The 23,871-nt window shown below is 66.5% G+C and carries 21 protein-coding genes; 2 read left to right on the top strand and 19 right to left on the bottom strand.

Annotation, left to right across the window (positions count from 1 at the left end; translation table 11 throughout):
* Positions 1 to 25: 25 nt before the first annotated feature.
* The 8 genes from pelG to JLK41_RS01015 form a co-directional block, all read right to left on the bottom strand.
* Positions 26 to 1,396, bottom strand: coding sequence for an exopolysaccharide Pel transporter PelG (gene pelG / locus JLK41_RS01050; RefSeq protein ID WP_210390167.1), 1,371 nt, complete (start codon positions 1,394 to 1,396; stop codon positions 26 to 28).
* Positions 1,397 to 2,923 (bottom strand): GT4 family glycosyltransferase PelF, encoded by a 1,527-nt coding sequence (gene pelF, locus JLK41_RS01045; protein WP_052178259.1) that lies wholly within the window; start codon positions 2,921 to 2,923, stop codon positions 1,397 to 1,399.
* Positions 2,920 to 3,909, bottom strand: coding sequence for a HEAT repeat domain-containing protein (locus tag JLK41_RS01040; protein ID WP_037056857.1), 990 nt, complete (start codon positions 3,907 to 3,909; stop codon positions 2,920 to 2,922). Before JLK41_RS01040 ends, pelF begins: the two co-directional genes overlap by 4 nt.
* Positions 3,887 to 5,254, bottom strand: a complete 1,368-nt coding sequence (locus tag JLK41_RS01035) for a PelD GGDEF domain-containing protein (protein ID WP_210390166.1) — start codon at positions 5,252 to 5,254, stop codon at positions 3,887 to 3,889. The genes JLK41_RS01040 and JLK41_RS01035 overlap by 23 nt, the downstream gene beginning before the upstream one ends.
* Positions 5,255 to 5,259: 5 nt before the next feature.
* A complete protein-coding gene (locus tag JLK41_RS01030) occupies positions 5,260 to 5,778 on the bottom strand; it encodes a hypothetical protein (RefSeq protein WP_037056873.1) in 519 nt (172 codons plus the stop codon).
* A 27-nt stretch (positions 5,779 to 5,805) separates the two neighbouring features.
* Positions 5,806 to 9,408 carry a tetratricopeptide repeat protein gene (locus tag JLK41_RS01025; protein WP_210390165.1) on the bottom strand — a complete coding sequence of 1,201 codons (3,603 nt, stop codon included), beginning with the start codon at positions 9,406 to 9,408 and terminating at the stop codon, positions 5,806 to 5,808.
* Positions 9,386 to 12,157, bottom strand: a complete 2,772-nt coding sequence (locus JLK41_RS01020; RefSeq protein ID WP_210390164.1) for a bifunctional glycoside hydrolase/polysaccharide deacetylase family protein — start codon at positions 12,155 to 12,157, stop codon at positions 9,386 to 9,388. Before JLK41_RS01020 ends, JLK41_RS01025 begins: the two co-directional genes overlap by 23 nt.
* A 447-nt stretch (positions 12,158 to 12,604) precedes the next feature.
* Positions 12,605 to 13,210 carry a glutathione S-transferase gene (locus JLK41_RS01015; RefSeq protein ID WP_210390163.1) on the bottom strand — a complete coding sequence of 202 codons (606 nt, stop codon included), beginning with the start codon at positions 13,208 to 13,210 and terminating at the stop codon, positions 12,605 to 12,607.
* A gap of 79 nt (positions 13,211 to 13,289) precedes the next feature.
* On the opposite strand from JLK41_RS01015, the gene JLK41_RS01010 reads away from it, so the two are divergent.
* Entirely contained in the window at positions 13,290 to 13,757 is a 468-nt protein-coding gene (locus JLK41_RS01010; protein ID WP_037056849.1) for a MarR family winged helix-turn-helix transcriptional regulator, read from the top strand.
* A gap of 6 nt (positions 13,758 to 13,763) precedes the next feature.
* On the opposite strand, the gene JLK41_RS01005 is transcribed toward JLK41_RS01010, so the two are convergent.
* Together JLK41_RS01005 and JLK41_RS01000 are read right to left on the bottom strand one after the other, a co-directional pair.
* Positions 13,764 to 14,780, bottom strand: coding sequence for a zinc-dependent alcohol dehydrogenase (locus JLK41_RS01005; RefSeq protein ID WP_210390162.1), 1,017 nt, complete (start codon positions 14,778 to 14,780; stop codon positions 13,764 to 13,766).
* On the bottom strand, positions 14,777 to 15,229 hold the full coding sequence (locus JLK41_RS01000; RefSeq protein ID WP_047587627.1) for a PaaI family thioesterase: 453 nt from the start codon (positions 15,227 to 15,229) through the stop codon (positions 14,777 to 14,779). The genes JLK41_RS01005 and JLK41_RS01000 overlap by 4 nt, the downstream gene beginning before the upstream one ends.
* Before the next feature lie 225 nt (positions 15,230 to 15,454).
* Here JLK41_RS01000 and JLK41_RS00995 point away from each other — a divergent pair, with 225 nt between their 5' ends.
* Positions 15,455 to 16,366: a LysR family transcriptional regulator gene (locus tag JLK41_RS00995; protein ID WP_037056840.1), complete on the top strand. Its 912-nt coding sequence runs from the start codon at positions 15,455 to 15,457 to the stop codon at positions 16,364 to 16,366.
* Positions 16,367 to 16,445: 79 nt separating this feature from the next.
* Here the strand turns inward: JLK41_RS00995 and madM are convergent, their stop codons facing one another.
* The 9 genes from madM to mdcA form a co-directional block, all read right to left on the bottom strand.
* Positions 16,446 to 17,210 (bottom strand): malonate transporter subunit MadM, encoded by a 765-nt coding sequence (madM, locus tag JLK41_RS00990; RefSeq protein ID WP_037056837.1) that lies wholly within the window; start codon positions 17,208 to 17,210, stop codon positions 16,446 to 16,448.
* Positions 17,211 to 17,215: 5 nt separating this feature from the next.
* Positions 17,216 to 17,617, bottom strand: coding sequence for a malonate transporter subunit MadL (madL, locus tag JLK41_RS00985; RefSeq protein ID WP_037056835.1), 402 nt, complete (start codon positions 17,615 to 17,617; stop codon positions 17,216 to 17,218).
* 62 nt (positions 17,618 to 17,679) lie between these two features.
* A complete protein-coding gene (gene mdcH, locus JLK41_RS00980) occupies positions 17,680 to 18,606 on the bottom strand; it encodes a malonate decarboxylase subunit epsilon (protein ID WP_210390161.1) in 927 nt (308 codons plus the stop codon).
* Complete coding sequence (locus JLK41_RS00975; RefSeq protein WP_210390160.1) at positions 18,603 to 19,238, bottom strand: malonate decarboxylase holo-ACP synthase; 636 nt, start codon at positions 19,236 to 19,238, stop codon at positions 18,603 to 18,605. The genes mdcH and JLK41_RS00975 overlap by 4 nt, the downstream gene beginning before the upstream one ends.
* Positions 19,239 to 19,315: 77 nt before the next feature.
* A complete protein-coding gene (gene mdcE, locus JLK41_RS00970) occupies positions 19,316 to 20,122 on the bottom strand; it encodes a biotin-independent malonate decarboxylase subunit gamma (protein WP_210390159.1) in 807 nt (268 codons plus the stop codon).
* A 2-nt stretch (positions 20,123 to 20,124) separates the two neighbouring features.
* On the bottom strand, positions 20,125 to 20,976 hold the full coding sequence (locus JLK41_RS00965; protein ID WP_037056826.1) for a biotin-independent malonate decarboxylase subunit beta: 852 nt from the start codon (positions 20,974 to 20,976) through the stop codon (positions 20,125 to 20,127).
* Positions 20,969 to 21,268 (bottom strand): malonate decarboxylase subunit delta, encoded by a 300-nt coding sequence (locus JLK41_RS00960; protein ID WP_037056823.1) that lies wholly within the window; start codon positions 21,266 to 21,268, stop codon positions 20,969 to 20,971. Before JLK41_RS00960 ends, JLK41_RS00965 begins: the two co-directional genes overlap by 8 nt.
* A 1-nt stretch (position 21,269) precedes the next feature.
* A complete protein-coding gene (locus JLK41_RS00955; protein WP_210390158.1) occupies positions 21,270 to 22,154 on the bottom strand; it encodes a triphosphoribosyl-dephospho-CoA synthase in 885 nt (294 codons plus the stop codon).
* Entirely contained in the window at positions 22,154 to 23,806 is a 1,653-nt protein-coding gene (mdcA, locus tag JLK41_RS00950; RefSeq protein ID WP_037056819.1) for a malonate decarboxylase subunit alpha, read from the bottom strand. The genes JLK41_RS00955 and mdcA overlap by 1 nt, the downstream gene beginning before the upstream one ends.
* Positions 23,807 to 23,871 lie beyond the last annotated feature (65 nt).

Genomic DNA, 23,871 nt, shown 5'->3' with positions numbered 1-23,871 from the left:
GGCAGGTCTTGCAGCTGCTGCGCAGTCAGCGACTGAGCATGAAGGTCTCGAACTCCAGGTCTTCCAGCGCGTCATTGAGCCGGTACAGGCCCAGCAGCACGCACAGCAGCAGCGACAGGGTGAAGCCGTAGCCGAAGAAGGTCGGGCCGAGCATCTGGCTGAACAGGGTCAACGCACCGTTGGCCAGTACGAACAGCACGCACAGTTCAAGCACGATGGCGCGCTTGTCCAGGTAGAAGAACACGTTGAGCAGGGCCATGAACACGACCTGGATGCTCACGCCGATCACGTCGATGTAGAACAGCGGCAGGTAGTAGTGGGAGATGCCCAGCCACGACAGCAGCTGCGGCGCCAGCAGGAGCAGCAGCACCAGCGTCAGGCCCTGCACCTTGCAGATTTCCATCAGGCCCTGACGGATCGCCAGGATCATCTGCTCCTTCAGCCAGCCGATGTGCTGCAGGGTTTCACCTCCCCGGATCGCGTCGTAGACGCGCTCGTACCATTCGGCGAAGTCCGTCTCGATGCGCACCAGGAACACGGCCATGCCGGGGATGATCGACAGGTAGGCGAGGAAGATCGGCAGGTCGTAGAGAATCGAGGCGCGCAACGGGCCGATCACCGCTTCCGAGGTCGTCGGGTTGAACCAGAAGATGAACTTGTCGATCCAGATGCCCAGGTTGTAGCAGAGCCCGGTCAGCAGCAGGCTGATGAACACCTGGCGGCGCTTGAGGAAGTCGAAGGCGACCAGGCGCTCGGCCGGATACTCGCGGAGGATGTCGAAGAGGAAGATGAACAGCAGGCTGGAGTGGCCGATCAGCAGGCCCAGCAGCAGGCCGTCGATGTTCAGGAAGCGCAGCAGGTAGGCCGATGCCACCATCAGCGAATAGCCGAGAAACATCACCCCGAGGATGCGGTTGTACGCCTTCATCCCCGACAGGAAGATGATCACCAGCCACAGGTTGCAGAGCACGACGAAGTTGGCCATCACCAGCAGGCGGTAGGAGAACGACTGCTCGAACAGCAGGCTCAGCACGACGATCGCCAGCAGCCCGGAGAACACCGTGACCAGCAGCAGGATGCCCACCAGGTTGGGCAGGATCATGTCCAGGCGGCGCTCGAACAGGCGATCGGAGACGAAGCGGGTGAAGAACAGCTGCAGGCCGCCGGTCAGGATCAGCGACGTGGCCATCAGGTAGGTCACCGTGACCAGGAACTGGCCGATCAGCGTTTCCGGCAGCACCGCCCCCAGGCTCAGCACACCGATGAGCATCACGCTGATGATCGACAGCACCCAGGGGCCGGAGCTGATCAGGCCGGCATACAGGTAGGCGCGCATCGTCGAGGTGTAGGAGTCCTTGGAGAGGATCTTCCTCAGTTCAAAACCTATGCCGGCCATCTACGCGCTCTCCGTGCCTTCGCGGTACAGCTCGCGGTAACGGGCGAGCATCAGTTCTTCGGTGTAGTAGCGCCGCACGCGTTCGAGGCCCACCGCCTGGGCGGCATGCCAGCGCTGCGGATCGCGCAGCAGGGAGAGAATCGCCCGCGAGGTGGCCTGGGGATCGGCGATCGCCACCACCTCGCCAGCCGTACCGAGTTGGCGATCCTCCTCGCTGAAGCCCTCGACCAGCTCGCGGCAGGAGCCGACGTCGCTGGTCACCACCGGCGTACCGGCCGCCCAGGCCTCCAGCACCACCAGCGGCTGCGCCTCGCTGATCGAGGTCAGGACCATCACGCCCAGCTGCGGGACGACCTCGCGCACCTGGCGGAAACCGAGAAAGCGCACCTTGTCCTGCAGGCCGAGACTCGCCACCAGGCTGTGGCATTCGGCGGCGTAGTCGGGGTCTTCCTCTTCCGGGCCGACGATCCAGCCCTCGGCCTCCGGGATGACACTGACCACGCCACGGATGGCGCGGATGAAGGTCTTGACGTCCTTGATCGGCACCACGCGCCCGACCAGCCCCGCCACCGCCGGTACGCCCTCGGGACGGCTGGCCAGCGCCTGGTCCCAGCTGTCGAGGTCGATGCCGTTGGGAATGACCCGGGTACGCTCGGCCGGCGCCCCATCGCTGACCTGGCGCAGGCGATTGCCTTCGTACAGGGCGATGATCGAATGCGCCGAGCGATAGGTGATCAGGCCGATGCGCTCGAAGAAGCGGATCCACAGGCGGCGGATGTAGCTGACTTCCGCATCCAGGCCGGTGCTCAGGCGCTCGTCCGGGCTCTCGGCGATCCAGCCCGCCTGGGCCAGGTCGATCTTGCGCTCCTTGGTGTAGATGCCGTGCTCGCTGAGCAGGTAGTGGCAACCCCAGCGGCGCTGCAGCACGCTACCGAGCAGGCCGGCGTAGCCGGTCGAGATGGAGTGCAGCATGCGCGCCCGCGGCAGGCTCCGGGACACCTCGGCGAGCATGAACAGCGGCGCCTGCATCGAGCGCAGCGTCCAGAAGTAGTTGACGAACGAGGGGTCGGCGCAGTGCTGGGTGTAGCCATCGACGATGGCGTCCCAGCTGGCGCGGCTCTGCATGAACGCCTCGCGGCCGATGCGCCCCACCGCCAGGGTGTCGACGAAGGCATCGCCCTGCTCGCTGCCCGGTTCTTCCGGGTAATGCAGGAAGCGGTGCACGTCCATCATCAGCTCGGCGAGCTCCGGCGTCGCCCGCGAGCTGGTCGCGGGCATGGCGCTCCAGGCGTCCTCGAGGAAGTGCTCCTGGATGTGCACGACATTGTCCGGAATCGCATAGTGCCGCTTGCCGTAGGCCTCCTTCTGGCCGCCGATGAACAGCACCGAGAAGGTCAGCTCGGGCAGGCCCAGGATCAGCTGGTTGATCCAGCTGGAAACACCGCCGCGCACGTACGGCCAGGTACCCTCGAGCAGCAGGCAGATATCGACGTTCTGCACGTCGGGAACGGTGGTTTTCTCACTCATAGCCAGTATTTTGCCAATGCCGCGAAGGGGGGGCGTTGCAACATGTCAGCCGGCATGCTGGCCAGCATCTGCGGGATTTCGTCGTAGCGTTGCCGGCGGAAGGCGATCTCGGCCTGGTAGGGCGCCAGCTGCGCCGCGCCCGTGCCGGTCTGCGCCGCCTGCTCGAACTGGGACGAGGCTTCGTCCAGGTTGCCCAGTTCCATGGCGATACGCCCGGCCAGCAGATGCAGCTCGCCACTCGGCTCGCCCTGCAGCGCCGTGCCGACATGGCTCCAGGCCTGCTGCAGCACGTGCTCGAGCACGCTGCCCTGGGCCAGGCCGACGTAGGCCAGCTCCCAGTACCAGCGCGCCAGCTGGCCATGCAGGGCGAACTTGCGCTCGGCCTTGGTCTTTTCCATGCTCGCCAGCGCCTGTTCGATGCGCTGGTTGATGCGGCTCTCGCGCTGGTCGAGCATCGAGTAGGCCAGCAGGCGCACGTCATCGGAGGGGTCGCGCAGGGCCAGCTTGAGAATCGGGATGGCTTCCTTGCTGCGCATGCGCCGCGTGGCGAAGATCGCCGTCAGGCGCTGGTCCGGGTCCGGCGCGTGGCGCAGCACGTCCTGCAGGCCGCCGTCGCTGAACATCAGTTCGCGCGTGCGCTCCCGTGGGCGGAACGGCAGCTCGGGCACCGCCGTCGCTTCCCAGGGCTGGACCTTGCGCTTGCGCGGCAGGTAGAGCGCGGGGAACAGCGCCAGGGCGACGCCGATCATGCCGATCAGCGGAATGAAGAACGACAGGCTGAAGATGAACAGCGGGCTCCACGGCAGCGGGAAGCGATAGCGGCGTGGCAGCAGCAGCCAGATGCCGGCGGTCAGCATGGCGCTGCCCAGGCCATGCGCGGAGGCATACAGCAACGCTGCCTGGTGTGCCGGCAGGTCGCTGACCGCACTGGCCCAGCTGCCCAGTTCGAGCAGCGCGGCGCCGCTAAACAGCCACTTGCTGATCATTCAGGGCACACTCGTTGAACAGGAAGTGCCGCAGCGCATCGCGCTCGTCGCCACCTTCGAAGAGGAACCGATGGGTCTGCACACCCAGTGACTCGAGCTCGCGACCCTGGCCGAAGCGCTCGGCGAAGAGTTGCTTCAGACGCACCAGATAGCCCTTGGAGCCCTCGCCCGACGTCAGCGGCAGGAGGACCAGCACCAGGCGACTGTCGCGCCCGTTGATCACCTTCAGTTGCACGTCCAGACCACGCTGGCTGCTCTCCAGCAGGCGCTGGACCTCCTCGCCGTTGTCCTCCGCCAGCTCGAAGGCGAAGAGGCTGGCCGGCAGGCCATGATCGCGCGCATCGCTGAGCGAGCGCTTGAGCAGCTGCGAATATTGCTGGGCGTCGGCATCCGGCAGCTGCAGGGCCAGCGCATCGCTCATCAGCAGGTCGGCGATGTGCCCGGCGAGAATGGCCAGCAGGCTGAAGCTGCGCTCATGGAACATGAAGAACGGCATCTGCTGAATGGCCAGCACGGCCAGGATGCGCTCCTCGGTGTCGATCAGCGGCACACAGGCCTGCAACATCGAATGGCGCCCGCCCTCTCCACGATCGAGCACGTCGGAACGCACGCTGACCAGCTCGCCACGCTCCAGGCACTGCTTCAGCAGGATGTCGTTGCCCTTGAGCTCGCCCATCTCCCCCAGTATGGCCAGCGGCTGCTGGGCGATACGCTGGTTGTCGATGACCCGGTACAGCCCCGCGATCCGCAGCGAGCCGTACTGGCCGAGTAGCGACAGCACCGAGTCGGCCAGCGTCTTCAGCGCATCCTGATCCCCCGGCAGCGCACGCAGTTGCTGGCGCAGGCTGAGCAGCGAGCTGCGCAGGCTCTGGTCGTTGCCGGCCACCCGCTGTTCCAGGCGGTCGTGGGAAATGCGCAGGATGTGGTGGGAACGGGTGAACTCATCGAGGCGCAGCTGGCGGTATTCGTTGGCCAGGCTCAGGCGCTCCAGACGGCGTTCCCAGATGTCGCGGAATTCGCCGACCAGCATGCTGCACAGCAGCATGCCGACGATGAAGGAGGCTGGCGTATCCGCGTACAGCTCGTGCCCCGCGATGCGCAACACGAACAGCGCCGCGATCAGCAGCGCCGCACTGAACAGCCCCTGGAGGAATCCGTAGCGAACACCGAGCAGTATCGGCACCAGGATCATCCAGGGGAACGACGCTGCCACGAGCAGCGGGTCCGCCGGCGACAGCCAGTAGCCGAAACCGAGGGCCAGGAGCGTCAGCAGGCAGCTTTCCCACCAGGAAACGCGGCCGCTGGCCCTTGGCGCTAGAGTGAAATCCTTGTGGGCAGACTGCATCGTGATTACTCGAAGTCGAGGTTACCTACCAGTTTGCGCAGCACTTTCTGGGCAGCACCTGCAACGCTCTCACGGGACCAGCCGGCGCGTGCGCCACTGGAACTCCAGACCACACGACCGCTGGCCGGTTCGAGAATCTGCAGGCTGATGCCGACTGCCGGCTCGCCGTCCAGGCCGTTCTTGTACTGCCACTCTTCCACGCTACCAGTGATCACGTAGGCCAGCTTCTGCTCACGCGCCCAGGCCAGCGCCTGGCTCTGACGCTCACGGTCGTCCTGCAGCAGCAGGTCCTTCTGCGGTTGCTGCGGGTACATCAGCGGGGTCACACCCTCCTCAGCCAGGATGCTGATCAGGATCTGCTCGGCGCGCTCGCCGGCCTGCGGCGCCTGGGCATAGTTGACCAGCGGGGCGACGCCCCACGAGGCATCGCGCGGCAGCGTCTGGTTGCCGCCGCCGCTGAAACTGGAGCAACCCGTGACGAACAGTGCAATGGCCACCAGGGCCAGGCAACGTATGCTTTGCATCTTCATTCCTCCTTTGAGAATCCTTGCTTAGCGCCCGAAACGGGTGCTGTAGGTAATACCGAGCGAACCACCGGGATCACCCTCCCCCCCTCTCGGGGCAGACTGGTAACCGAGGGTCATGGCCAGCTCGTCGTCGCCGAACAGCTCGACGCCGATGCCGACGTTGATGCCGTAGTTGAATTGCCGCTCCGTCCACTGCCAGCCGGCGAGGGTATCGATCATCCAGGTGAACTGCGGACGTGTCCTGTTCAGGGCGCCCGGGAAGCCTCGCCGCCAGGTGCTGGCGACATAGAGCTGACCATAGCGGCTCTGCATCAGCTCGGTGCCTTCGATCGTGGCGCCCGGCTCGTTGTCGAACGGAATGTAGGCACCGCCATTGACGTTGAGCAGGTCAGAGGCGACCTCGCTCTCCACGCTGTTGTGCTGATAGTCCACGCCCGAGCGCAACAACCAGGACGGGTCGTCGAAGAACACCATGTGGCCCCACTCCAGCGACACGCCCTGGCCGCTGCCGATGGCATCGCCCTGCCGGGAACTGTAGCGGTTGTGCGTCAGCGACCAGCTCAACTGGTCACGCGCGGAGAAGCCGTGCTGGCCCCGGAGACGCACGCCGTCGCGCATGCCCAGGGCGCGCAGCAGGCCGGTGTCTTCGGCCTCGCGGTGCCAGTCGAGCGCCAGCCCCAACTCATCACGCGAGCTCAGGCGCCAGCTACGTTCGATGCCCAGGCCATGACGGTCCTCGTCGTCGCGCAGGCTGCTGTCGAGAATCAGGCGCAGGTCGCCGTCGTCCAGCGTACGGCGCGCCTCCAGCTGGAGGTTGTGCTCGTTGCCGAGTACCGCGCTGTCCAGGTTCGAGCTGTTATAGCGGCCCTGCTCGAGCTGCAGGTCGGCATACCAGTCATCGCCGAGGGAGCGGGCCACCTGCAGGCGCGGCCCCTTGAAGTCCAGGTCGCCGAAGTCGGTCTTGCGCCAGCCCAGTTGCAGGCCCTGCGGGGAGCGCTCGAGCATGCCGGTGGTCTGGTAGAGCAGTTGCTGGCGGATCGAGCCCGGTTGCCCATCGCCCTGGGCACTGAGTCCCGAGGCCAGCGCTTCGCCCTCATGGCCGAGACGCGAGAGCACTTCCACCGTATGCGCTGCGTCGAGTCCACCACGTTCGAGCAGACGCTGCATCTGCGCGTGGTTGTCGTTGCGCAGGGCCTGCTGGATCTCGTCGTAGCTGCCGGCCTTCAGCCCGCGCGCTGCCCCCCAGGCCAGCCAGTCGTCCTTCAGCGCCGACTGGTTGCCGGCATCGAGGCGCTCGAGGAAATGCTCGAACCACAGCTGCAGCGTCGCCTGCTCGCCGTTCCACAGACGCTTCGCCTGCGCCAGCGACGTCAGCGTGCCCTGCGACCCGGCCAGCAGGCGCAGGTACATGGCATAGCCTTCGGGCGTCGCGGTGACGCGTTGCAGATTGAGGTCGCGCAGCAGCTGACGGCGCAGACGCCAGGCCAGGTCCTCGTAGCCGGCGGCCTCGGCCGCATCGGCATAGGCCGCGAGCACCAGACGATCCGATGGGTTCGACTTGAGGTACTGACGGAACCAGCGCAAGGATTCCTGGGTGTTGTTGAGCAACATGTAGCCGGTGGCATAGGGCAGCCACAGCCGGCTGTCCGTCACGGCCAGCGCACGCCACTCCGGCAGCAGTTGCGTCAGCGAGTCACGCTGGGTGTTGTCGATGTAGAACCACAGGATGCGCTGGCGCACCAGATTGTCGCTGGGGAACAACGCCAGCGCCTGCTGGTAGTAGGCCTGGGCCTGGTCGAAGTTGCCGTCCTGGGCAGCCAGCGCGGCACGGGCAACCCAATACTGCGAGTTGTCGCGTCCATTGGGCGACTGTTCCGCGCCGGCCAGCAGCATTCTCAGGGCATTCCAGTCACCCAGTTGCTCCGCCAACTCCAGCGCGACGATCAGACGCGTCACCCGCCCCGTGCGCTGCCAGCTATCGCTGAGTATCTGCAGGGAGCGCTTGGGGTCGATATCCCAGTACAGGCGAATCAGGCGATCCTCATCCTCCATTTCCAGGGGCACCTTCAGACTCAGCAGGCGATCGTACGAGGCGCGCACTTCCCCATCGCGCTCGAGCTCCCAGGCCAGATTGGCGCGCAGCTGCCAGAACTCGGGATCGTCCACCTCGGGTGAATCGGCTGCGGTCAGCACCTGCCAGGCCTGGTCCGGCTCGAACAGGTTCCAGTGCACCTTGGCCCAGCGGATACGCTCCTTGATCGTCAGCGGCCCGCGTGCAGCCAGGGCCTGCCACTGCTCCACCTCTTTCCTGAACTGCTGCGTGTTCTCCAGCAGCATGCGCAGGCGCTGCCGCGCGAACAGGTGATTGGGATAGCGCTGCAGGTAGGCCACCAGCCAGGCCTCGGCGTCCTCGGGAGTGCCGCGGGTCTCGTGGCTGTAGACCAGGGTATCGATCTCCACATCGGTCATCTGCCGGTGGGCGTCGATGGTGGACAGCGTCGCGATCACCTGGTCGAAATCGAACAGCTGCAGGGCGTAGCGCCAGATACGCTCGCGCAGTTCAGGATCTTCGCGCTGTGCCAGCATCTGCACCCAGTAGCTCAACGCCTGCTGGGTGTGCCCGGTCCACTCGGCCAGGCGCGCCACTTCGGCCACCATGTCGTAGTCGCCGGGCGTCAGCGCCAGCAACTCGGGCGCCAGCTGCCAGGCCCGGTCGACCGCACCGGATGCCAGGCTCAGGTGGAAATCGGCGGTCAGCGCACGCGGGTCGTCCCTCTTCAGGCTCAGCCAGCGCTGAATGAAGCTTTCCGCCAGGTCGTAGCGACGCCCGCCCTGGGCGGCATCGACACCGGCTGCCAGCCAGTCGAGGGAAGCCTGTTGCGCGTCGAGTTCATCCAGGTGCAGGGCCAGCAGTTGCGCCGCCTGCTCGGGATGATTCGCCGCGAGCAGGGCGTCGAACGCTTCCCGCAGGTGCTCCATGCGCACCTGCGGGTCGCTGTCTTCCGCCGCCAGCTGCTCATAGAGCTGCGCCGCGCCACTCTGGTCGTTGTTGGCCAGGCTCCAGATCGCCGCCTCGCCCAGCCAGTGCGTGCGCTTCTCGCTGTCGCGCTCGGCCAGCTCGCGGTAGGCCAGCACGGCGACGTCCAGCCCGCCGATCTCCAGCGAGTAACGCGCCAGGCGCTCCAGCATGGCATTGTCCAGGTCGGCGATCTTCAGGCTGCGCAGTTCGTCGATCAGCGCCGCCCGCTGTGCATCGCTGATACCGTCCGGCTGGGCCTGGGCACGCAGCACGTCGAGCATCGCCGAGTAGAAGGGAGTCGCGGACAGCAGACGGCCCTGCAACTGCTCCAGGTATTCGCGGGCACGGGTGAAGTCACCGACCTGAATCAGCTGATCGATCAGGCGCAGCTTGAGCTTGTCGTCTTCCGGGTGGGCCTTGATCAGCAGTTCGGTGTAACTGATGGCGACGGCGTCCGGCCGGTCGTCCGCGTCCGGCAGGAACACGTCCTCGCTCTTGTACGACAGCGCCAGCAACGCCACCACGAACCCGGCAACCAGCAGGATCATCCAGGGGTTGAGCAGGCGTGTGCGCGGCACCTTTTTCTTAGTTACAGATGAGTTGCGCATCGCTCACCTGCTTCATCGGCAATTCGAAGTGCCATACGCCATCGTCGTGCGTGCCGCTGAACCGGCCGCCCCCTGCCTTCACATGGCACGAACCGGCCGAGCGCACGCTGAAACTGAGCGGAAACTCGCCCTGGAAGGAAAACGTCACGCGCTTGTCGTCCAGGTAACGCCAGGCGGTCAGCGGAATGTTCGCCTCTTCCAGTGCCGGGCGCGGGTCACGGGTGTCGCGCAGGGCCAGCAGCGCATCGGCGCCGCTCAGGTGCACGTAGCGCCCCTGCGGCAGATCACGCACCCCGGCGACGCCCCTGGAGCGGGCCAGGTCCGGCCAGCCCAGGGCCGGATCCAGGCGCAGCGTGCGCATGCCTACCAGGCCCTTCACCTGCCAGCTGTCGTCGCTGCGCCTGGCCAGGCTGGCGCGGTACAGTCCCTCGACCCGCTTGATGTAGTCGCTCATCCACAGCGACAGCGGCTGGCCATCGAGAATGGTCTGGTAGGTCTGGCGCATGGCCCGGATGGAGGCCTGCTTGGTCCCCGAGTAGAAATGGTAATAGAGGTGGAAGCCGCGCAGGCGGCGCGGACTGTCGGTCAGCGCGAAGGTATCCTGGACGTCGCGGAAGCCGTAGTAGGGCCCCGTCCACAGGTTGGTGTAGACGTTCTCGTTGATCACCGGGGCGTAGAAGTGCAGCCCACCGGAGGTCGGCCGGATCAGCGGATAGAGACCGGTCAGCGAAGGGTAGGCCTTGGTCAGCACGGTGTTGCCGCCGTTGACGTTCGGCAGGCCGCTGTCATACGCCAGCTTGATGGTTTCGGCGCTGGGCATGGCATCGCCGGACCAGAAGATCATCTTCACCGGCTTCTTCGGAGTGGTCAGGCGCTGGTTGATGTAGTCCCGCGTGCCGACGACCTCACGCGTGAGGTCCAGCGTCTTGTAGCCCGGAATGGCCATCATGTAGCCGTATTCCGCCTCGAAGTTCTCGCGCTGCGAGGCCTTTTCCGGCTGCCAGAAGAACGGGTGGCTGAAGGTATGGCTGGCGACCTCGACCTTGGGGTTGGCGAAGATCTTGCGGGCGATGGGCTCCAGCTCACGCGCCAGGTGCGGGTACATCCCTCGCGGACCGACTTCGCCCTCGATCACCGACACCGAGGTCAGCAACGGGTAGGGATTGATGAAATCCTCCAGCACCTGGATACCCGAGTAAGGCGAACCGGGGACTTCGGCACGGGACACGAAACCATCGCCGTCCAGGTGTACGGTGGCGATGCGCCGGCCGTTCTCCGTGGTGCTGTCGGGGCGCGGCAACGCCGGCAACTTGAAGGCACGGGCAATGAAGGCGAACGGGTCGAGCATCCAGCGCCGATGGTCGAGGCCTTCCTCGAACACATAGGGCGCCATCGCGTAGCCGCCCCAGTCCCCGGTGGCCACCGGCGCGTAGACACGGTCTTCGTTCTGCAGGGAAAGCGCCGCCCGGGTGCGCTCGGGAGCAGTCACGGTCAGCGGCGGAACTTCCCGCGTGCGCACACGCAGCGGCGCTTCGAAGCCGCCGACCAGCGTGGCGTCGTGGGACAGCAGCACGGCATCCTTGCCGACCGCCTGCGAGCGCGTGCGGATGCCCAGGCGATCGAGCAGGCTGTCGTTCTCGGTGGGCATCCCGGCGAGAAAGGCAATCGGCACCTGCTCGTCGAGGCGCTGGCCCAACCAGTTCTCGAAATAATCGCGGTCCACCGGCGAACCGCTGGTCATCCATACCACGATGCCCGCGTAGAGCCCTTTCAGCGGGCGCTGCGGCAGCGTGGTATCGGCCGGCCAGTAGTCGACCCGGTACCCCAGGTATTCGAGCAGGCCGCCAAGGTGCACGTGCCCCGGGTTGTCTTCGAGCTCGCCCTCGCGCGCATCGTAGACCAGGGCGATACGCCGGGGCTGGACCTCCACGCCGCCGATACCCATGGCATTCAGCGCGGGGGAGGTCACGTAGGGGATGAAGCCTTCCTGGCTCAGCCGCGCAGCCAGCTGGCGCGCCTGTTCACGCTGCTCTGGTGGCAGATACTCGATCGCCACCACCGGAACGCCCTGGGCTCGCACCTTGTCGAGATGCAGCTGCAACCAGTCACGGTCGCTCTGCGACACCGTCTTGTAGCCACCGCCCGCATCCCACCCGGCGTAGAGGGACTCGACGGCGACTGCGGCGGCAACGCCCGGCAGCTCCGGCAACACGTCGAAGCCACGGTTGAAGAACAACTTGAGCGTCGGTTCACGTCGATGCAGTTCGTTCAGCAGGCTCTTCAGCGCCTCGCGCTGGCCATCCTGGAGCGCCTGCGCCTGCAGATGGAAGCTGTCCAGGGTGTCGAGGAACAGACCGGCGTAGCCCTGCTGGCGCAGCGCGCTGGCGCGCTCGAAGAGGTATTCGCGCCAGGCCGGCGCGTCCAGGTCCATCACCTGGCTGTTCCAGGCAGCGTTGCGCACAGCACTGGTCGCCTCGCTCAACCCCGCCTGGGTGACATCGCCAGCGAATTCACCAATGGACAGGTAGGCGAAGACCTCACTGCCCTGGGCCTTGAGGTAATCCAGATCCTTCGACGAGGCATGACCGGGCTCGACCACCACCCACTCGAACTGCGACAACTCGGGCAGGGGCAACTGATCGGCGTACCAGAAGGCTACGCTGGCAGGCTGAGCAAATGTCGTGGAAGCGAAAAATGCGACCGCCAGGCCGAAAAGCCGGGCAATTCCCTTGGAGGACTTCACCTGCATGACCTACTGCACTGGAAAGAGCGCTTGTGCGCTTACTGCTCGACAAAAGCCTCTGACGAGACTTCCCCCATAAACGTCAGGAAACCGGCTCCACCCCACGGAAACCGAGCGAAACTTGACATCAAAAAGCTGGCATATTGAATCAGCCCAACCAAGGATATGTCAATTTTTTGATCAGACAATGACCAAAAAAACGAACACCCCTCAAGTTAGTCAAATTACCGTCGAGCACTAACGTGAAATCCGTCACACGGGAAACAACCCTTTAATATCAGGGACAAAGGCGTGTCGAGGCGGAGCGCCAAAAACCTGTCAAGACGCGGATTCGCGAATGCCGCCGCCCATTCCACCGACAGACGGTCACGAAGCCGTTGCGCGGCGCAACCTCAATCCAGACCAGCAGCCCGTCGCTGCGCTATCCGCCAGGACGCCAGCGAGCCAGCGGATTCACACCGGCGCGCTGGTCTGCATGGAGGCACGAGCGGAGAACGCCAGCTGGAAGTCACGCAGCAGCGGATGCGTGGCACGCCAGTCGAGGTCGGCGAAGCGAAAATCCAGATAGCCCAGGGCGCAGGCCACGCCGATCTGCGCCAGATCGAGCGGCCCCTGCAGCTGTGCGGCCTGACGCTCCAGCTCGGCCAACGCCCGCCACACCTTGCCCAGCTGGCCATCGAGCCAGGCCTGCGACTGTTGCTCAGGCTCGCGCACGGCCTTTTCGTAACGTGCGAGCAAGGCGGCCTCCATCAGGCCGTCGGCCAGGGCCGCCAGGCGCAACACCTGCCAGCGTCCGGCATCGACCGGCAACAGCCTGGACCCCTGATGCAAGGTGTCGAGGTACTCACAGATCACCCGGCTGTCGTACAGCGACTGCCCATCATCGAGCAGCAGCACCGGTATCTTGCCCAGCGGGTTGGCCCGGTTGACCCGCTCGTTGAGCGTGGTCGGCAACACGGCGGTGTCGAGAAGCTCGATGTCCGCCAGCAAGCCGGCCTCGGCGGCCAGCACACGAACCTTGCGGGCGAAAGGTGAAGCAGCGGCGTAGATCAGTTGCATGAGGATGTTCCTGTGTCGTGTTGTGAGGAGGCTGGTGGAGGCCTTAGGCTGTACGTCACGTCAAACCGCGCGAACCCCCATGGTCATCGAGAAAAAGATCAATACGGCATCCGTGAACCTGAAAGCGCTGGACCCGCTCGACCATAGCCTGGAACTGCTGCATTTCGGCTTCCGTGGTCTCACCGTGGAGGCCGACCGCTTTCTCGACGCGCGCGGCCTGTCCCGTGTACACCACCGCATTCTGTATGTGATCGCCCGCGCCGACGCAATCAGCATCGGCGAACTGGCGAGCACACTGGGCGTCAGCAACCAGGCGCTGCATCGTCCGCTGTCGCACCTGTTCGAGCAGGACCTGGTGCAGTACCGCCGTGAACCAGGCAGACACCGCTTCAAGCTGCTGGCGCTGAGCGAGACCGGTACGACGCTGGAGGCCGAGGCCACCGAACTGGAGCGGCGCACCCTGCGTGACGCCCTGGCCAACACCGACATCGAGGGCCAGGATGCCTGGCGCCGTGTGATGCGGGCCCTGGCCGAGCAGCTCAACTGAGCAGGCTCAGGTGATGCGCTCGCGCACCATGATGCACTTGGTCAGCGGCTGAATCAGCGCCTGCGGCGCCTCCTCCCAGCCCACCACCTGCGGGTCGAGCAGCAGCGGATCGCAACAGCCATCGTGCACCAGGTCCAGGACCTTGGGGATGTGCTGCTGCACGCTGCAGGCGCCGACCGAGAAGGTGACGTCGCGCAGGTACATGTCGAACAATGGAATCTTCGGATCGTCGAAGATGATGCCGATGCACGAGCAATGCCCGCCAGGAGCCAGCGCCAGCAGGCCACGCCGCAGGGCCTGATGATCGCGCGTGGCGGAGATCACCAGATCGTAGCTGCGATCGAGATCGCGCCCTGCCAGATCGACTCCGGCACCGCTCCTCGCTGCGAGCTGCTGGCGCAGTGGATGCTCGTCGAGGTAATCCACGCAGGCCGCGCCGGCGGCCTGCGCCATCTGTACGGCAAGCACGCCCAGGCTCTCCGTACCACCGACCACCAGCACACGGGCATCCTGCCGTGTGGACAGCGGTCGGCTGGCGGCCACCCAGGCATCGGTCAGGTTATCGCTGGCACTGGCGACCGCCACGGGGTCGAGCCCTTCCGGCAAGGGCACCAGCATGGCGTCGGCGAATGGCACCAGCACCTGCTCGGAAAATAGCCCACCCCAGTGACCGCCTGCCGGCACGCCATAGGCAGCCATGCGCGGCACCGCCGTGCAGGCGCTGGAGCGTCCGGCCAGACATTGCGCACAGGCGCCACAGGCGATCTTCCATGGCACCGAAACCAGGTCGCCACGGCGAAGGTTACGCACCGCCGAGCCCACGTCCAGCACCTCGGCCACGCATTCATGGCCCAGCGCGAACGGTGGTTTGAAGGGCGTGGTGCCAGCGATCAGGCGCCGATCCAGATCACAGGAAGCCGAGGCGATGGGCCTGACCAGCGCACTGGCCGGCGCAGTGAGTTGCAGCTCGGGGCTCTCGACCCAGGCCAACTGGCCGGGCCCTTGAACGATGAGTTCCTTCATGCCCTGGGCACTCCGATGACGAAGGTGGTGGTGGCCTTGGCGCACAACTTGCCCTGCCCATCGAGGATATGCGCATCACAGATCGCCAGGCTGCGGGTGCGTTCGACGACCCAGCCGCGCACCCGATAGACCTCGCCGGGGCGCAGCGGGCGCACGTACTTGACGTTGAGGTCCACCGTCGAATGCGGCATGTCCGCCTCCAGGGTGGAGAACAGCGCCAGCGCCGCAGCACCGTCCAGGCAGGTGGCCGCAAAGCCGCCATGCACGGCGCCGGCCGGATTGAGATGACGCTGATCCGGGCGCCCCTCCAGGGCGATGCTGCCCGCCTCCACCTGTATCGCACGCAGCCCCATGGTCTCGCCGATGGGCGGAGCGGGCAGCTCGCCGCGGATCAATGCGTGCAGGACCCGCAGGCCGGAGGCTACGGGCGGCGAAGTGACGTCGTTCATGCTGATACTCCTCAAGCGATGCGGAGCATGGCGCAGGCGCGGACCTGTACCGATGCAGGACTGCTCGCACGGTAACCCTTGCCCCTCACTCATATCAACACTGTTTAAGTGACAAATGACGGGGCATTCCAGACATCGCCACCTGCCACCAAAGTCGCACCGGCCAATCACCGCTGGACCTCATGGATACGGCACAATCGGGCATCGCTGGAAAAGGACAGGCCGATGCTCATCGACGAAGAACTCACCCTGAAGAAGCTGGAGGTCTTTCTCGCCTTCATGCGCAGCGGCAACCTGGCGCGCGCGGCCAGCGAGCTGCAGACCAGCAACGTCAGCGTGCATCGCGCCATCCACTCTCTGGAGAGCGCCCTGCGCTGCCCGCTGTTCAAGCACGAGGGGCGCAACCTGATCCCGCTGGAAAGCGCCTACTGCCTGGAAGAAAAGGCGCAGAAGCTGATCCAGGACGCCCAGGAGATGGTGCGCCTGACCCGCGAGGCAGCCGGCTTCGGCGCCGAGCGCTTCAAGCTGGGCGCCCTCTACTCGCTGACGGTGAAAACCGTGCCGCAACTGATCATGGGCCTGAAGCTGCGGCGCAGCGAGCTGAACATCGACCTGGTCCTCGGCTCCAACGTCGACCTGCTGTACAAGCTGAAGAACATGGAGCTGGACGCGATCCTGATCGCGCTCGACGACAGCATCAGCGACCCGGACTGCGAACAGCTGGCGCTGTTCTCCGACGACATCTTCCTCGCCGCACCGAACGACTCGCCCTTCGCCGAACAGCCCGAGGTGGACCTGGCCGACCTGCGCAACGACACCTTCATCACCCTGACCCAGGGCTATGCCACCTTCCGCGATGGCGAGCGGGTGTTCCAGCAGGCCGGCTTCGAACCGCAGGTGGCGATGCAGGTGAAGGACATCTTCACCCTGCTCAGCATGGTCAGCTCCGGCGTCGGCTATGCCCTGCTGCCGGGGCGGGTGGCGGCGGTGTACGAGAACCGGGTGAAGCTGATCCCGCTGCAGGCCAAGTACCACCTGCAGCAGCATATCGGCGTGGTGTTCCTCAAGGCCAAGGAACGCGACCCCAACCTGCTGGCGCTGCTCGCCGAATGCCGGATGTACAGCCGCCAGGCGTAGAGGCATCTCGACGCCCTCGCGACTGAACGCATGCCTGAACGGGGCCATAAAAAAGCCCGCCATGACGGCGGGCGAAAGGTCAGCCCAGAAGGCCTCGCATCAGAAAGTAGAGCAACGATGGGCCAAGCAGGCAGCCCAGCGCGGTGTAGAAGGCGGCGGTCAGGCAGCCATAGGGCACCAGCTTGGGATCGGTCGCCGCCAGGCCGCCGGCGACACCGCTGGAGGTGCCCATCAGGCCACCGAAGATCACCGCGCTGCGCGGATTGTCCAGGCCGATGTAAGGCGCGACGAAAGGCGTGGCCACCATCACCAGGATCGCCTTGATCAAGCCGGCGGCAATCGACAGCGCCATCACGTCGGAACTGGCGCCCAGCGCCGCACCGGTCACCGGGCCGACGATGTAGGTCACCGCGCCGGTGCCGATGGTGGTCAGGCTGACCACGTCGGTGTAACCGAACGCCATGGCCACCGCGACACCCGCGACGAAGGACGACAGCACGCCGACGAACAGCGCCAGTACCCCGGCGAACCCGGCGCGCTTGAGTTCCTCGACACTGACCCCGAAGCCGGTGGCGACGATGGCGAAGTCACGCAGCATGGCGCCGCCCAGCAGGCCAATGCCGGCGAACAGGGGAATGTCCACCAGGCCTTTCTGGCCACCTGTGTAGGCGCCGCCGATATAGGACAGCAACAGGCCGAGGAGGATGGCGATGGCCGAGCCATGCAGGCGGCCCTTGGTGAACTTGTCGGAGATCCAGTACGACACCCACATGGTGATGCCGATGATGGCGAAACCGCTGAGCATGCCGTAGCTGGTGACAACCTTGAGCAGAGATTCGTACATGGCGATCACCGTGGTGCTTTGGTCAGGGAGGAGGTGACATCGGTTTCAGGCTTCTTTTGCCCGATCCGGCTGAGCACGGGGACCAGGGCGAAGCCGGCGACGACGGCGGCGATACCCGCCAGGATCGCCATCGGCCCACCGCTGAGGGCACCGTAGACATTCTGCTGGGCGGCCATGGCGACCACGATGGGGATGTAGATGGCGCTCCAGAACTCCACGCCCTGTTCCGACTTGCCGGTGAACAGTCCGCGGTTCTTCAGGTAACTACCCAGGAATATCAGCAGCAGCATGGCGATGCCGACACCGCCTACGTTGGCGGGCACGCCGATGAGTTGCCCCAGCAGCGAGCCGATGAAGATGCCTGCCAGGGTGCAGAACGCCAGAAAGGCGACACCGTAGATGATCATTGTTGTTGTCCTCGTTTCACATATCGAAGTTGTTGTTCTTGTGCTTCGGTAAACGCTACGGCTCAGCGGTCGAGGCTTACCTCCTGACGCAACATGGCGTCGAGTGTATCCAGACGTGCGCCGGCAAAGGCGACAGCCTGTCCGGGTTCGAATACGCGCCGGGCCAGACCGGTGAGCACGCCGCCTGGAGGCAGTTCCAGGTGCAGGCGCACACCGCGCTCGTAGGCAGTGGCGAGCGTGGCCTGCCAGTCGACGCGGCGGCTCATGTTGAACGCCAGGTCATCGCGCAGACGCTGTGGCTCGCGAATCACCCGTGCCGAGCTGCTGCTCAGGTAACGCGCCCGTGGCACATGCAGCGCAACCCCGGCGAAGGCCGCCGCCAGCTCGCGCGCCGGTGCGTCGAGCAGCTCGCAGTGCGACGGCACGCTCATGGCCAGGCGCCTGACCGCAGCGGCGCCGAGGGCGCGGGCCCGCTCGGCGACCTGCGCCATGGCCGCATCGCTGCCGGCGATCACCAGCTGGTTTTCCGCATTGATATTGGCCAAGTACAGCGGCCCTTCGGCGGCGTCCAACAGGCGTTCGACGCTGGCCTGATCGAGGCCGAGGATGGCGGTCATGCCGTAGCCGGCGGGATAGGCGCGCTGCATCAGCTCGCCGCGCAGGGCGACCAGGCGCAGCGCATCGGCAAAATCCAGGGCCTCGGCCACCACCGCAGCGGCGTAGGCACCGATGGACAGCCCGGCGACATACTCAGGACGATGGCCGCGCCCGATGAGCAGGCGCGAGGCAGCGACACCGGCGACCAGCAGGCACAGCTGCACGGCGCGGGTGCCCTGCAGCGCCTCGGCCGAATCCAGCAGGCGCACATCCTCGCCCAGGGTGGCGCTGGCCTGTTCCAGGCAATCGTGGACGACCGCGGCATCCGGCAAGGCCTGGAGCATGCCGGGCTGCTGCGCGCCCTGGCCGGGAAAGGCCCAGAGCGTGCTCATGCCGCCACCTGCTGCAGGAGCCAGGGATCGTCGACCAGCTGCGGGCCGCGTTGCGTTTTCAGCAGTACGCGCGCCGCGTCACCGGCCCATTCGCGCAGCGCCACGGCTCCGTGCGGGGTTTCCAGTTGCAGGTCGATGCGGCCTGGCGCGGCGTCCAGCACGGCACACAGCATGCGGGCCGAGGCGCGGTCGAGGGCGTGCGGCGCCAGCAGCGTCAGGTCGAGATCGCTCTGCGGGTGCGCCGCACGGATGCCGCTGGCCAATTCGAAACCCAGGCTGCCGGTCACGCCCCAGGCCAGGCCGAAGCCATCCAGGTGCGGCGCGACATGTTCGAGGGCACGTAACGCCGGCCAGTGCCGCTGAGCATGCGCACGCCAGCGCCCTGCCCTGGCCACGGACTGGGGGTTGACCAGCCGGCTGATATCGCTCAGGCGCATCCAGCTTGCATAGCGCTGTTCACGCGCGGCGCCACGGATACCGACCGCCACCCAGCCGGGTTCGGCGGGAGCGCGACGCACCACCACCGGCACATGCCCGCCCAGGGCGGCACGAGCCCAGACCGGCGCCTCCTGCGGCAGGTGCTCGGGGCGCAGGCCCCAGAGCAGATCATGTGGGCGGGGTGTCGGGTGCATCGCTGGTTCTCCGCAGGGCGGGGGCAACCCGCCGTTTCGTCTCATTCAGGAGCGGCGGGGTTCACCCGCCCTGAGCCTCACCACTGCGCGCGCAAGGCCTCGCGCACCTGCGTGGAGGCGGCACGATTGGCCGCGCCCAGGCGGTTGCGCAGGTCTCGCGGGCTGCCGGCGATAGCCACCAGTGCCTGGCTCAGCGCCTCACGCACATGGGCCAGGTCGGCCGCTGTCGGCTGCGCCACCTGCTCCACATCGAGCACCTGCGCGAGCAGGCCGAGCGAGGCGTAGTTGTCCAGGTCATAGGCCATCGGCGGCACGCTGGCGGCCAGCGCCTCCAGCTCGTCGACACTGCGCAGGGTGATGCGCGCGGCGGCGGCCTTGCCCATGGCATGCACCATCACCCCGGCGTCGCGCAGGGCGATCAGGCGGTTGGCCTGGTAACCATGGGCGAGGAAGGCACCGGACATCGCCTTGCCCACCAGCAGGCCAACAACCGCATGCCCGGCCAGGCGCGCACGGGCATAGGCATCCACCGCACCGGCCAGCGCCTGATGAATGCCGTAAGCCTCCTCGCGGCGGCCGTAGGCCTGGCTCGGCACGTCGACGATGGCGATCAGCGCACGCTTGTGCGGGTTGTCGCGATCCGCCTCGATGGCCTCGTCCACCGCCTGCGCCAGGCCCCAGCCTTCGAGCAGGCCGACCTCGCCGTTGCGGGCGCGGGGGAAGGCATTGTCGGCATCGGCGACCACCGCCAGATAACGCACCGCCTGGCCGGCCAGTTCGCCATCGGCCACCTGCAGCGAAGCGGGCAAACCGGCCAGCGGCCGGGCATTGCCACTCAGCGCCCGGAACCAGTGCAGGCCACGTTGTTCTTGGACTGTGCTCATGTTCATGCTCCCTGATAGGCGCTGCGCACGGCAGCGGCATCGGCCTGGATCGAAGTGTCGACGGCGCGCAGTCGCTGCAGGAACCAGGCGTGACGCCGACTGCGCTCCAGCTCGGGCTTGCCCTTGGCGAACAACCCATGCAGTTCGCTGCGGATGGCCTCGACGTCATCGCTCACATAGCCGTCGACCAGGCCACTGGCATGGCGCTGCTCGCCGCCGGTCAGGCTCCAGATGAACGGGCGGTCGCGTGAGTCGTACTCGTCCAGCCCGGCCTCCTGCTCGATCACCTGCGGGCCGTTGAGCCCCAGGCGTGCCTCGCGGGTCACCAGCAGGTAGCTGCACAGCCCGGCGGCGATGGACATGCCACCGAAGCAGCCGACCGGGCCGGCGACCAGGCCGATCACCGGCTGGTACTGGCGCAGCTCGACGATGGCGGCCTGGATCTCGGCAATCGCCGCCAGCCCCAGGTTGGCCTCCTGCAGGCGCACGCCGCCGGTCTCCAGCAGCAGCACGGCGCGCGTCGGCGTGCCTGCCCGGTTGTCCTCGGCGGCCAGTTCCAGGGCGCCGGCGATCTTCGCCCCGCCCACTTCACCCAGGCTGCCTCCCTGGAAGGCACCTTCGATGGCGATCACCACGGCAGGCGCACCGTCGAGCAGACCCTTGGCCACCACCACGCCGTCGTCGGCCTGCGGCACGATGCCCTGCTGCGGCAGCCAGGGCGACATCAGCCGGGCGAAGGGATCGAGCAGCTCGCGAAAGCTGCCGTCGTCGAGCAGGGCGCGGGCACGCTGACGTGCGCCGAGTTCGGTGAAGCTGCGCTGCGCCAGCAGGCGCTGGATGTCCTGTTCAGCCATGGCTCAGCTCCTCCAGACCTTGTTCCAGGCGCAGGCGCACCACGCCGGGGGTCGCGCCGAAATCGTGGATGGCGATGTTCAGTGCCGGCAACTGCTGCTCGCGGAACATGCGTTCGAACAACTGCTGCCAGCGCGGCGCACTACCGTTCACCGAGGTCACCACTTCGATGGCCAGGGTGCCGGCCTGGCCGGGTTCGAGCAGCACTTCCAGGTCACCGGAGCCGACACAACCGACCAGCGCACGACCCTGGGCCGGCTGCCCGGCGGGGAATTGAAAAGACAGGGTTTCCATTTCACAGACTCCCAAGCTGCGCCGGCAGGCCATGCTGCAGGCGGTCGAGGAACAGGGTGGCGGCGAGCAGATCGGCAGCGCCGCCAGGCGAGGCGCGCAGGCGCAGCATGTCGCGCTCCAGTTCGCGCAACAGGCGCCGGCCATCGAGGCTGGCGCAGCCACCGGCAGCGAGTACCGCGCGGGCGCCACTCTGCATGCAGGTCAGCCCGGCCATGCCGGCGCGGTACAGCACGCAGGTGTCGGCCAGCTGGGTCATGATCGCCAGCAGCGCGTCGAGGCGAGCGTTCTGCTCCCCGACGCCAGCCGCCCGGCTGCGCGCCAGTTGCGGCAACGCCTGCTGCACGACCGCCGGAAAGCCCAGCTGCGCCTCTGCGCGGGCACCGTGCACGCCATACAGGCGGCACACCTGGGCGCCATGGCTGTCAGCGGCTACCGGCGCGGCGCGGTCGTTGAACAGCGCCAGGCGCGCCGCGCGCAGCGCCACCTGCGCCGGTGCCAGGGCGTCGGTGTCCAGCGCCGCAGCGGCGCTGAGCAGGCCCAGGGCCCAGATCGCCCCGCGATGGGTGTTGACCCCGTCGGTGACGCGCAGCATCTCCGCCTCGCCATCACGGCCGAGGCGGCCCACCTCGTCACGCAGTTGCTGGTCGACCTCGCCACGCTGCTGCGCCGCCTCGGCCATGGCCTTGAAGCTCGGCCACAGGGCCAGCGCCGACGCGTGCATCAGGCCCAGGTGCAGGTCGGTGTGCGCGCCGCTGCCGCGACGGTCGACCAGCCCCGGTTTGGGCGACAGGTCGGCCTCGTCGATCAGCGCGTCCACGGCCAGGTCGGCCAGCCAGTCCGCCAGGGACAGTGACAACTGCGGCTGCAATGCCGTAAGTGCATTCATCACCAGCTCCTGAACTTGGCGGGCGGGTTGTACAGGCCGCCGGACCAGTCGACCAGTTCGGCGATGCTCTTGGCCGCGAGCAGTTCACGGCTGGCATCGGTACGGCGGATGCCGAGGTCTTCGGGCAGGGCAATCAGCCCTTCGCGGCGCATGCGCTCGGTGTCCTTCGGGTCATGGCGCAGGCCGATGGCGGTGACCCCGGCCACGGCGGCGATCATCGCCTGGCGTTCTTCCAGCGAACGCGCCTTGTACAGGTAGGCGATGCCTTCCTCGGTGAGCAGGTGGGTGACGTCGTCGCCGTAGATCATCACCGGTGCCAGCGGCATGCCGGCCTTCTTCGCCACGTCGACGGCATCCAGGCGTTCGACGAAGGTGGGCTTGCCGCCCTCCTGGTAGGTCTCGACCATCTGCACCACCAGCTTCTTGCCACGCTCGAGCAGGGTCTCCGGCGTGGTCATGTCGAGCCAGGCCGGGGTGGCATGGCGACGGCCGCGCGGGTCATGGCCCATGTTCGGCGCGCCACCGAAACCGGCCAGGCGGCCGCGGGTCACGGTGGAGGAATGGCCATCACCGTCGACCTGCAGGGTGGCGCCGATGAACAGGTCCACCGCGTACTGCCCGGCCAGCTGGCACATCATGCGATTGGAGCGCATCGAGCCGTCGCGTCCGGTGAAGAACACGTCCGGGCGCTGGGCGATGTAGTCCTCCATGCCCAGTTCGGTGCCGAAGCAGTGCACGCTCTGCACCCAGCCGGTCTCGATGGCCGGGATCAGCGTCGGGTGCGGATTGAGCGTCCAGTTGCGGCAGATCTTGCCCTTCAGGCCAAGGGATTCGCCGTAGGTGGGCAGGATCAGCTCGATGGCGGCGGTGTTGAAACCGATGCCGTGGTTGAGCGACTGCACGTTGTGTTTCTCGTAGATGCCGCGAATCGCCATCATCGCCATCAGCACGTGCACCGGCTTGATGTGGCGCGGGTCGCGGGTGAACAGCGGTTCGATGTAGAACGGTTTGTCCGCCACCACCACGAAGTCGACCCAGGACGCCGGGATGTCCACCCGTGGCAGCTCGTCGACTATCTCGTTGACCTGGAAGATGACGATGCCGTCGCTGAAGGCGGTGGGCTCGACCAGCGCCGGGGTGTCCTCGGTGCTCGGCCCGGTGTAGATGTTGCCGTGGCGGTCGGCCTGGAAGCCGGCGACCAGCGCGACATTGGGGATCAGATCCACCAGCAGGCGCGAGTACAGCTCGATGTAGGTGTGGATGGCGCCGACTTCCATCTGCCCGTCTTCGAGCAACTGGCCGATGCGCAGGCTCTGCGGCCCGGCGAAGGAGAAGTCGAGCTTGCGCGCGATGCCCTGTTCGAACAGGTCGAGGTGCTCGGCACGGCTGACGCTGGGCATGATCATGTGCAGGTCATGCAGGCGGGCCGGGTCGACCTTGGCCAGCGAGCGCGAGAGGAAATCCGCCTGCTTCTGGTTGTTGCCTTCGAGCACCACGCGATCGCCGGGGGCGATCAGCGCCTCGAGGGCCGTGACGATCCTGTCACTGGGCAGTACCACGCCATCGGCGAGGTCGCGCACCTGATCGAGGCGCCGCGCTTTCTCCGCGCGACGACGCGACCACTGCGGCGGTGGGGATATTGTTGTTGTCATTGAAGACTCCACGAGTTCCGCTGTCGTGGAGGCACATTAGGAGCGCGACCTGGTGGTCATCAATC

Source organism: Ectopseudomonas khazarica, assembly GCF_017915135.1.
Lineage (GTDB): Bacteria > Pseudomonadota > Gammaproteobacteria > Pseudomonadales > Pseudomonadaceae > Aquipseudomonas > Aquipseudomonas khazarica.
Note: the sequence above shows the minus strand (reverse complement) of the source record. Positions and strands in the feature narration are given on the sequence as shown.